This is a genomic window from Synechococcus sp. W55.1 (assembly GCF_047461655.1).
Taxonomy (GTDB): domain Bacteria; phylum Cyanobacteriota; class Cyanobacteriia; order Thermostichales; family Thermostichaceae; genus Thermostichus.
Genome location: NZ_JANSHN010000018.1, coordinates 53,137 through 63,243 on the forward strand (window position 1 = coordinate 53,137; position 10,107 = coordinate 63,243).

The 10,107-nt window shown below is 56.5% G+C and carries 9 protein-coding genes, 1 pseudogene and 1 CRISPR repeat array; of the genes and pseudogenes, 4 read left to right on the plus strand and 6 right to left on the minus strand.

Annotation, left to right across the window (positions count from 1 at the left end; genetic code table 11):
* The first annotated feature begins 30 nt into the window (after positions 1-30).
* Both cas7i and cas5 read left to right on the plus strand, forming a co-directional pair.
* Positions 31-951: a type I-B CRISPR-associated protein Cas7/Cst2/DevR gene (gene cas7i / locus NW816_RS09980; protein ID WP_414409045.1), complete on the plus strand. Its 921-nt coding sequence runs from the start codon at positions 31-33 to the stop codon at positions 949-951.
* Positions 948-1,547, plus strand: coding sequence for a type I-MYXAN CRISPR-associated protein Cas5/Cmx5/DevS (gene cas5 / locus NW816_RS09985; RefSeq protein WP_414409046.1), 600 nt, complete (start codon positions 948-950; stop codon positions 1,545-1,547). Before cas7i ends, cas5 begins: the two co-directional genes overlap by 4 nt.
* Positions 1,548-2,007: 460 nt before the next feature.
* Positions 2,008-2,336: a CRISPR direct-repeat array (repeat unit 36 nt; unit sequence GTGATTTTCCTCTGATTGCCGTAAGGCGTTGAGCAC).
* Positions 2,337-2,379: 43 nt separating this feature from the next.
* Here cas5 and NW816_RS09990 read toward each other — a convergent pair.
* Positions 2,380-3,294 carry a S1 RNA-binding domain-containing protein gene (locus NW816_RS09990; protein WP_414409047.1) on the minus strand — a complete coding sequence of 305 codons (915 nt, stop codon included), beginning with the start codon at positions 3,292-3,294 and terminating at the stop codon, positions 2,380-2,382.
* A 78-nt stretch (positions 3,295-3,372) separates the two neighbouring features.
* Positions 3,373-3,813 carry an RrF2 family transcriptional regulator gene (locus NW816_RS09995; protein WP_414332250.1) on the minus strand — a complete coding sequence of 147 codons (441 nt, stop codon included), beginning with the start codon at positions 3,811-3,813 and terminating at the stop codon, positions 3,373-3,375.
* A gap of 130 nt (positions 3,814-3,943) precedes the next feature.
* On the opposite strand from NW816_RS09995, the gene NW816_RS10000 reads away from it, so the two are divergent.
* Positions 3,944-4,939: an AAA family ATPase gene (locus NW816_RS10000; protein ID WP_414409048.1), complete on the plus strand. Its 996-nt coding sequence runs from the start codon at positions 3,944-3,946 to the stop codon at positions 4,937-4,939.
* Between the two features lie 20 nt (positions 4,940-4,959).
* Here the strand turns inward: NW816_RS10000 and NW816_RS10005 are convergent, their stop codons facing one another.
* Positions 4,960-5,991 (minus strand): ABC transporter permease, encoded by a 1,032-nt coding sequence (locus NW816_RS10005; RefSeq protein WP_414409049.1) that lies wholly within the window; start codon positions 5,989-5,991, stop codon positions 4,960-4,962.
* 213 nt (positions 5,992-6,204) lie between these two features.
* Between NW816_RS10005 and NW816_RS10010 the strand changes: the two genes are divergently transcribed.
* Positions 6,205-7,161 carry an NAD-dependent epimerase/dehydratase family protein gene (locus tag NW816_RS10010; protein ID WP_414358402.1) on the plus strand — a complete coding sequence of 319 codons (957 nt, stop codon included), beginning with the start codon at positions 6,205-6,207 and terminating at the stop codon, positions 7,159-7,161.
* Positions 7,162-7,264: 103 nt separating this feature from the next.
* On the opposite strand, the gene cobW is transcribed toward NW816_RS10010, so the two are convergent.
* The 3 genes and pseudogenes from cobW to NW816_RS10025 all read right to left on the minus strand — a co-directional run.
* On the minus strand, positions 7,265-8,323 hold the full coding sequence (cobW, locus tag NW816_RS10015; RefSeq protein WP_414409050.1) for a cobalamin biosynthesis protein CobW: 1,059 nt from the start codon (positions 8,321-8,323) through the stop codon (positions 7,265-7,267).
* Between the two features lie 137 nt (positions 8,324-8,460).
* Positions 8,461-9,810 (minus strand): photosystem II reaction center protein CP43, encoded by a 1,350-nt coding sequence (gene psbC / locus NW816_RS10020; RefSeq protein WP_414409055.1) that lies wholly within the window; start codon positions 9,808-9,810, stop codon positions 8,461-8,463.
* A gap of 210 nt (positions 9,811-10,020) precedes the next feature.
* Positions 10,021-10,107 (minus strand): annotated as a pseudogene (locus NW816_RS10025) (photosystem II protein D2); the annotation flags it as partial.

Consider the following 10,107-nt stretch of genomic DNA (forward strand, 5'->3'; position numbering starts at 1 on the left):
CAGTTTGAAGAATTAGCTTGGAGGAAGATTATGACTTTGCACCTGTTTGGCAACATCTTGACCAGCTACGGCACCGCTGCCAACAACCGCGGTGAGAATGACGGCAACATCACTACCCTGCAAAAGATCCTCTGGAAAAATGAGGTGCACACTACCGTCTCTGCTGAAGCAATCCGTTGGGCCCTGCGTTACTATTGGCAGGTCTCAGGGAATGGCTGCGAAGTTAACCGACGTTGGAATGATCAAACCAACGACAACGAGTGGCAAGCGCCTAACTTTGATCCCGAGCGGTATATCGATGATGATGTCCTAGGCTTTATGCGTGCGGAAGGGGCTAAAGTAGATGCCTCAGACGAAAACTCATCCAGGAAGAAGGGAGAGAAGTTACCAAAGGGCACTACCACTGCTCGGCGAGGTGTTTTGGAAGTAACTCGGGCAGTTTCTACTCGACCCTACAGCGGAGATGTAACCTTCAACGCGAAAAGTGGCCAGAAGGGACCCAATTCTCTCTACGGAACGGAGGTTCATGCTACTCGCTATCAGTACGGCTTTGCAATGACTCCTGCTCGGCTCCACCGGCAAGACCGAGTAATCGAAGTGTTAAACGGACTGGTTTCGTTGGGGGAAGTAGCCGGCAATCACTCTCGCTTTCTCTATGACTTTTCACCGGATAGCATAGTCCTGCGCTGGACACACGACTTTTCGCCACGCCTGCTCTACTGCTTTGAAGAAAACTCTGATGGAGAAATCAGCATGCCGGACTTAGTGCGTCGAGTGCAAGTGGGGGATATAGCTCCTCAAGAGCTGTGGCTAGCAGGAGCTGCTGCCGAAACTGAGGACGGGAAGAAGCTAGCCCAGTTGGGTGCTCATGTAAGTCCAGGCATTAAGTCAACAGTTAATCAACTTATCAGCTTAATTAGGCAGCAAATTTCTTGTGAGGAGGCAGCATGATTCGGCTCCACGTTGAGGTGCCTATCGCCTGTTTTCGTCAATCTTGGGCCAGGGAGTTTGCCGAAACTTATCCGGTGCCGCCACCGGCTACTGTTTATGGAATGTTGCTTTCCTTGCTGGGAGAATGGGATCGACATCGATATTGCGGATCCCAAGTGGCAATTGCTCTCCTGAGCCAACCCCAGCTTTCTACAGTGATCCGTACCTTTCGTCGCTTCAAGAGTAAAGACCTTCAGGATCCAGCTAACGCTCGTCCTGACTATCAGCAATTGCTGACCGATGTGCAGATTGCAGTTTTGGTCAATGGATCCCTTGCTCATGACTTGGAAAGAGCCTTTGAAAATCCTGAATTAATTGACCGATCTGGGGGACTAAGCCTAGGAGAGAGTCGTGACTTAGTTAACTCGGTAAGACCAATTCAGAAAGTCCCTTCAGGGGGAAGATGGCTAATTCAAGATGAGGATGGGATCCTGACCTTGCCGTATTGGGTTGATCACGTGGGATCGCGGGATACTCGCTGGCGAAGATACTCACTCCGAACTCTTGAAGGTGATGATGTGCCGGAGTTAGCCTGGACGGAAATTTGCCCAAACTAAGCCGTGAGAATTCCAAGCTGTTGGTTCTAGACTTATCAACCTTAGGTCGAAGGCTTATTTCCGAACAGCCTATTAACCCTGCCAGGAGAAGATCTTGCGTGGAGCCTGAGTTTTGTCTCTGCTCAAAGAGAAAGCTGTCCTAAGATTGCTGAAGAACTCTATATTTTCATATTTCGGAGTATCAGATTATGCCGGCATCACTAATCGATTTCCCCGCACAGATAGATTCAGATTTGATTCGTGTTTCAGCACTGCACGCATTGGCCTACTGCCCACGACTATTTTATCTAGAGGAGGTCGAGGAGCTCTATACGGAAAACGCAGCTATTTTTGCCGGTCGGCGGTTACACACAGAGCTGGAAAAGCAAGAGGGAGAGGAGTGGGAGGACCTATTTCTAGAAAGCGAAGAACTGGGCTTGCGGGGAAGAGTGGATGCTTTGCGCACTCGTGATGGACAGATGTGATTTTCCTCTGATTGCCGTAAGGCGTTGAGCACAGCCCTTTGCAAGCATGTACCCTTATTCTATACACGTGATTTTCCTCTGATTGCCGTAAGGCGTTGAGCACCAAAGTGATATAGGTCAGAACACAACTGTTCTACGTCTTGTGATTTTCCTCTGATTGCCGTAAGGCGTTGAGCACGATAGATAGTAGATTATCTATATCACCATAACCATACAGTGATTTTCCTCTGATTGCCGTAAGGCGTTGAGCACGATCCCATCTTGTTCTCGTCTTCTTGATCCCGACGGTGTGATTTTCCTCTGATTGCCGTAAGGCGTCTTGCTTTCCCTCTGCAGGTTTTGCATCCGAACTCGAGGCAGAGATGGGATCAGATGACTTGGCCGTCGGATGTTATTCTCCCCTTGAGTTTACCGGCCCGCTCTTCGGCCTCATCCATAACCCTGTCCAGCTGCTCCAGCACCTCGCCCGGATGCTTTTCCAGCACCCGCAGGGAGAGGGCCATCCGTCCCTTGGCCTCATCCACATCGATGACAACAGCTTTGATGCGTTGGCCTGGTTTGAACAAATCCGGTAGCGAGGCTACAAAACTTTGGCTGACCTGCTTGATGTGCAACAGCCCGGTTACCCCTTCTTCCAAGTCCACAAACACACCGAAGGGTTTTAGTCCGCTGACTTTGCCTTCCACCACTTGGCCACTGGTGTAGCGGCTCAGGTTCTCGGATTTTACAGCCGCCCTTTGGGAGAGCACCAGCTTGTTGGCTTCTGGGTTCACCTCGATAAAGCTTGCTGTCAAGGATTGCCCCACCAACTCCTCCAGACTTTCCCGTTGGCTGAGGTGGGAGCGGGGAATGAAGCCGCGCAGCCCCTGCACATCCACCACCACCCCCCCTTTGTTGGTGGCGATCACCGGAACGGTTACCGTCTGGCCGTTGGCTTGCTTCTGGGCCAGCTCTTCCCAAAGCCGCTTCAGCCTCAGCCGCCGCGCCGAGAGCACAATTTGTCCTTCTGCATCTTCCCGCAGGATGAGAAACTCGGCTTCTGTCTTTAAAGGAAAGAGCGCACTCAAATCTTCCCCTGGGCGGATCCCTGCTTCCTTGAGGGGCAAAAAGGCCGGGGATTTGCCGCCAATATCCACCAGAGCGCCATCGTTCTGATGTTGGAAGATGCGGCCTTGCACCACCTGCCCCGGTTGAAAGCTGAGGTTTTGCTTGTCTAAAGCCTGGGCAAAATCTTCCGCGGAAAACGTATCGGCAGCCTGAGAGCGAGAAGAGCGAACGGTCATGGAAAGGGCTCAATTCGAAAAGCAATGTGTTTCAGGATAACCCAAAACTTGCCAGGGATCCCAGCTCCAGCCTCTGGCCTAGATGTAGTACATGAGCCGAGCCTGTTGCTGTTGTGCCTGCCGGTCGCAGAGGTCTTGTAGGGTGGTCTTCTGGAGAATGGCTACCGCCGCAGCTTGGGCATCTTGCCAGGCCTTCAGGAGCACTTCCCGCTCTGGGGTGAGATCGCCCGAGGGCAAGTCGCGGGAGCGGGTGAGATCTTCCCCCTCGATGGCCTGGATAACATCCAGCAGCGAGATCTGCCAGGGTGCTCGGGCCAGGAAGTAGCCTCCCTTGGATCCCCGTTGGCTGCGCACCAACCCCTGTCTGCGCAAGGTGGCCAGCAATTGCTCCAAGTAGCGGTCGGGTATGGACTGATGAGCCGCAATTTCTTTAATCTGCAGCACCTGGCCATCGCTGTAGTGCTGGGCCAATTCCAGAAGGGCCAGGAGAGCATATTCACTTTTGCAAGACAGTTCCAAGATATCCATCCTTGTGGAGGGCTTAGGTCTATGATACTCCGGTTTTTCACTGGGGTTTAGCGGGATCCCGCCCTGAGCTGGCAATGGGATCCAGCCTGTAAGGTGGAATAGGCCCCTTTGGGAATGGTTTATGGCGAGTGTCAGCACCCGGTCTGGTTCAGCACGGATCCCGGCAGAGCGGTTACAAAACTTACATCAACAGATTGGCAAGCTGATTGCCAACATCGAATCGGTGTTTCAGGGCAAGTCGCAGGTGGTGCAGGCGGTGGTCATGGCCCTGGTTGCGGAAGGTCATGTTTTGCTTGAAGATGTGCCCGGTGTGGGCAAAACCACTTTGGCGAGGGCTATTGCCCAGAGTTTGGGGGCCAAGTTTCAACGGATTCAATTTACCAGTGACCTATTGCCGACGGATATTCTTGGCCTCACCCTTTTCAATAAAGAGAAAGGGGATTTTGAATTTCGCCCCGGCCCCCTTTTTGCCCACGTGATCTTGGCGGATGAAATCAACCGCACCTCGCCCCGCACCCAGAGTGCTCTGCTCGAGGCAATGGCGGAAAAGCAGGTTTCGCTGGACAATCGCACCTACCCGCTGCCGAGCCCATTTATGGTGTTGGCCACCCAAAACCCTTTGGAGTACCACGGCACCTATCCCCTCCCGGAAAGCCAGTTGGATCGGTTTTTGGTGCGGCTGTCGATTGGCTACCCCAGCCCTGAGATAGAGCGAGCCTTGCTGTTGCAACGGCAACAGGCCGAGCCGGTGGATGATCTGCAGCCGGTTCTCTCCCTGATGGAGTTGCGGGAGATTCAGTCGGCGGTGGATCAAGTGTATTTGGATGGATCCCTGGCGGACTATCTTCTGCAGGTGGTGCAGGCCACTCGCGTGTCCAAGCTGTTGCGGGCAGGGGTATCCACCCGTGGGGCGCTAGCCCTAGCACGGGCAGCACGGGCCCAGGCGCTGGTGAAGGGGCGCAGCTTTTGTTTGCCAGAAGATCTACAAGCGCTGTTCGTCTCGGTACTGGCCCATCGGGTTTCCCTGGCCGGGTCGGGAGAGATGGCCGGCAACCGACGGCAAGAGGCAGAGGCGGTGATTCGGGATATTGTCTCCACAATTGAGCCGCCTGTTTGAGGGATCCGTAGCAGCAATGGCTAACTAAAAAACGAGTCGGGTCGGATACGGGGATCCACCCACATCAGGAGCAAATCGGCCAACAAATTGCCCAGAATGAGCATCACGGCCCCCAGCAGAAGCCCCGCCATCACCACATTGATGTCGAAACTTTGAACAGCCTCCAAGAGCAGCTTGCCCAGCCCCGGCCAATTGAAGAAAAACTCGGCGATAAAGGAACCGCTGAGCAGATTGGCAAACTCAAAGCCCAGGATGGTAATCAAAGGGTTCACGGCGTTGCGCAGGGCATGCAGCCAGATCACCCGCCACTCTGGGATCCCACGGGCCCGCGCCGCCTGGATGTATTCCTGCCGCAGCACATCCAAGAAATTGCCGCGCGTAATCCGCTGCAGCCCGGCAAAGCTGGTGATGCTCAGGGCCAGCGTGGGCAGGAGCAGGTGGCGGCCCAGATCCAGCAACTTTTCCCCCAAACTAAGCTCGGCAAAATAAACACTGGTCATCCCCCCTACCGGCAGCCAGCTCACGTTTTGGGCCACAATTAGCAGCAAAATGGCCAGCACGAAGCTGGGCATGGCCTGGCCCAGGTAGCTGAGCAACTGCAACGCCCGATCCAGGGGGGTGTTCTGCCGCAGCGCCCCCAGGATCCCAAGGGGAATGGAGATCATCCAGGTGAGCAAAATGGAAGACACCGCCAGCAGCAGGGTGGCCCCAGCCCGAGAGGCGATCAACCCCAACACAGGAACCCGGTAGGTATAGCTCATGCCGAAATCCCCCTGCAGCAGGTTGCCCAGCCAGGTCAAATACTGCCAAACCAAGGGCTTATCCAACCCCAGCCGTGCTTCCTCTTGAGCAATGAACTCTTGGCTGAAACTGGGATCCGCCCGCAAGGGATCCAAAAAGTCCCCAGGGGCCAGTTGCAACAGCAAAAAACTGAGCAGCGTGATCAACAGCAGCACCGGTACGGCTTGGGTGATCCGCTGCAAAACTAAGGCCAGGGGAGGCCAAAGGTCAAAAGCGCGGGAACGGGAAGGCGGAGAGGAGGTTACAGCCACAGATGCAGATGGATACCTTAAGTGGTGCGCTCTTTGAGTTGGATTCTTGTCGAACTATGCTGACATCCTTGCGGGCAAATTTCCAGTGTGGGGTTTGCCAAGTCGAGCGGCTCTCTTGCAGGGGAATTGAGGGCTCAGGCAGTCCGGCAGACAGAAGCTGAAGCGGTACACTAGTCAGAAGCTTTTTTCATCGAGTCCCGTTGGGAAGACCTCTTGCGAAACCTGTTTCTTACCGGCGCTAGCGGCTGCCTGGGGCACTATGTGTTGGAGCGCCTGGCCCAGCAAAGGGATCCCGAGTTTCCGGAGCGGCCCGCCTACCACCTGTACGTTCTCATCCGCGAGACCAGCCGCCTGCGGCTGCCCCTAGAACGGCTGCCCGCCCCTATCACCCTAGTACCCGGCGATCTCCTGCGCATCCGGGAACACGCCGCTCTGCTGCGCCAGATGGATGGGCTGATCCACATGGCAGCGGCTTGGGGGGATCCCGCCCTGGCTTGGGCCGTGAATGTTACCCACACCCTGGAGCTCTTTCAGTTGTTGGATCCGGAGCGCTGTCAGCAGGTGATCTACTTTTCCACGGCCAGCCTTTTGAACCAGGACCTGGAGCCTTTGGCCATTGCCGGACGGGCCGGCACCGACTACATCCGCAGCAAGTACGAGATGCTGCTGCGGCGGCAGGAAAGCGGCTTCTGGCCGGAGCGCCTGCTCACCCTTTATCCCACCCTGCTCTTTGGCGGCAGCCCCCACCACCCCTACTCCCACATCACTGCCGGCCTCAAGGACGTTCTCCGCTGGCTGGATCTGATCCGCTTTTTGCGGGTGGATGCCAGCTTCCACTTCATCCATGCTGCCGATGTGGCCGAGATGGTGGCCTATTGGGTGGCCCATCTGCCTGGTGGCGGCGATTGGGTGTTGGGCAATCCCCCCCTCTCCTGGGATGAATGTGTGGAACAGATGTGTGCTTATTTCAAAAAACGGATCTATTTCCGAGTGCCTCTGCCCCCGGCTCTCGTTCGCGGCTTGGCCTTTCTATTTCGGGTGCGGCTTTCAGCCTGGGATGAGTTCTGTCTGCGCCAGCGCCATTTTGTTTACCCGGCCATTTCCCCAGAAACCCTGGGTTTGCGCTGCCACTTCCCCACCGTGGCCTCTCTTTTGGATACCTACCTCTAGACCACCTTTGAGTAACAGTAGAACTGGACGCTGCTTCCTTTCCCTCTGGGACGGGGGGATGAGAGCCGAGGACCCAAGGGATCCCACTCGCCTCCGACAGGGATCAGCCGGTGGGGGCCACCGTTTCTCTGATGGCCAAGGCCTGGAGCTGGGCGGCAATGCGCTCTCGGTTGAGGTTTTGCCCAATCAGCACCAGTCGGGTCAAGCGCGGCTCCTGGGGTTGCCAGGGGCGGTCGTAGTAGGTTTCAAAGCGGGATCCCACTCCCTGCAGCACCAGCCGCATCGGCTTGTGGGGAACGGCCACAAATCCTTTGATCCGGTAAAGGCATTCCTCTTGGGCCAACCGGCGTAGCTGAGCCACCAGGGATCCCGGCTCATAACCTCCCTCCAGGCTGAGGTAGAAAGACTCAAAAGCTTCGTGCTCATGCTCCTCCCCGTGATCGTGGTGGCTGGGGCGGCGCTCGAGCTGGTCTTCCACCGCTGCATTAAAGCCCAAGAGCACTTCTGGGGGAACCTGCCCCCGCTCACAAGGGAGGATTTGAACCTCAGGGCGCAAGTGGTGCCGCAGCCAGCTTTCCACCCGAGCTTGCTCCTCTTGGGTAATCTGATCCACCTTGGTGAGCACCACCAAATCGGCACAGCTCAACTGATCCTCAAACAATTCCTCAAGCGGAGTCTCATGGTCCAAACTTTCGTCAGCCTGCCGCTGCGCCTCCAGGGCCGCCGGATCCCCCACCAGTTGCCCGGAGGCCAGAGCCTGACCATCCACCACCGTAATCACCGCATCCACCGTGGCGCCTGTACGAATGGTGGGCCAGCGGAAAGCCTGCACGAGCGGCTTGGGCAAGGCCAGTCCTGAGGTTTCAATCAAAATGCAGTCTAGCTCCGCCCGCCGCTGCAACAGAGCTTCCATGGTGGGCAAAAACTCCTCCTGCACCGTGCAGCAGAGACAGCCGTTGGCCAGCTCCAGAATGGGGATGGATCCCTCCCCCTCACACAGTTGGCAATCCCGCAGCAACTCGCCGTCGATGCCCACTTCGCCAAACTCGTTAACCAACACGGCAATGCGGCGGCCCTGGTTGTTGAGCAAAAGGTGACGGATCACCGTGGTCTTGCCGGATCCCAGAAATCCGGTGATGACGGTAACAGGGATCTTGTGCATCTGCTCTGATGACTCAGCGCTCTTCAGTTTCCACCCCAAACTTTCTTTCTGCCAATCCTTGAGGGGGGGATGCCCAAAAAAAGGCCCCCGGTATGGGGGCCAAGCCAAACCATTGAGACCGTTGTGCTAACCCAAAGTTAGCGGATCGGCTTCATCCGGTAAACCGGCTCGTTCTCGCGGTTGATCCCTTTCTCAAAACCGGCAGCAGCGGCGCGGGCGCGACCGGCATGCCACAGGTGGCCGACAAAGAACAGGAAGCCGAAGATGAAGTTGTGAGCAGCCAACCAGGTGCGCGGGCTGGTGAAGTTCACCGTGTTGATCTCGGTAGCCACACCACCCACCGAGTTCAGGGATCCCAGCGGCGCATGGGTCATGTACTCCACTGCACGGCGGGCTTGCCAGGGCTGAATGTCGTTTTTCAGCTTATCCAGATCCAACCCATTGGGGCCCAGCAGCGGCTCTTTCCAGGGAGCCCGCACATCCCAGAAGCGCATCGTCTCGCCGCCGAAGATGATCTCGCCCGTGGGGGAGCGCATCAGGTATTTACCCAGACCGGTGGGACCTTGGGCTTGGCCAATGTTCGCCCCCAGGCGCTGGTCGCGCACGATGAAGGTGAGGGCTTGCGCTTGCGAGGCTTCTGGGCCAGTGGGGCCGTAGAACTCGCTGGGGTAGACGGTGTTGTTGAACCAGATGTAGCAAGTGGCAATGAAGCTCATCAGCGAAACCGCCGCCAAGCTGTAGGAGAGATAGGCCTCCCCAGACCAGATGAAGGCGCGGCGAGCCCAACCAAAGGGCTTGGTGAGGATGTGCCAAATCCCACCGGCAATGCAGATGATGCCAATGTAGATGTGGCCGCCGATTACATCCTCCATGTTGTCGACGCTGATGATCCAGCCTTCCCCACCAAAAGGAGATTTAAACAGGTAGCCGAAGATCACAGCGGGGTTCAAGGTGGGGTTGGTGATCACCCGCACATCGCCACCCCCTGGAGCCCAGGTGTCATAGACACCGCCAAACCACATGGCCTTGGCCACCAACAAGAAAGCCCCCAACCCCAACAGGATCAGGTGAATGCCCAGGATGGTGGTCATCTTGTTCTTGTCTTTCCAGTCGTAGCCGAAGAAGGGGAAAGACTGCTCCAGGGTTTCTGGGCCCCGTACCGCATGGTAAATGCCCCCCAACCCCAGCACTGCACTGGAGATCAAGTGCAGCACCCCGATCACAAAGTAAGGGTAGGTGTCGATCACCTCGCCGCCGGGACCAACCCCCCAGCCCAGAGTGGCTATGTGGGGCATCAAGATCAGGCCCTGCTCATACATGGGCCGATCTGGCGTGAAGTGAGCCACCTCAAACAGCAGCATCGCTCCCGCCCAGAAGACGATCAAGCCAGCATGGGCCACATGGGCACCCAAAAGCCGACCAGAAAGATTGATCAAGCGAGCATTCCCCGCCCACCAGGCAAATCCGCCTTGGGTGCGATCCTGCATCGCTACGGAACCAAACGTCGTTGAAGTCACTGAGGCCAGCCTCCAAAAACAGTAACAACCAGTGCAATCAAAATAGGGATCCAAAACAAAAGGGCTTGCTAGTGGCCGAGCGCCTACCCATCGAATCCAGGGATCCAACAGGCGAACGCTCGACCTCAACACTCATGCAAGGGATCCAGGAAAATCGAGCGTTCGAGGGTTAGCACCCGCTTAGAGCGCGTTGCCGCGGGGGAGGACTTCTTCAGGGAACTCAAAGCGCTCATGGGGCTGGTCCTGCGGCGCCATCCAGGCCCGAAT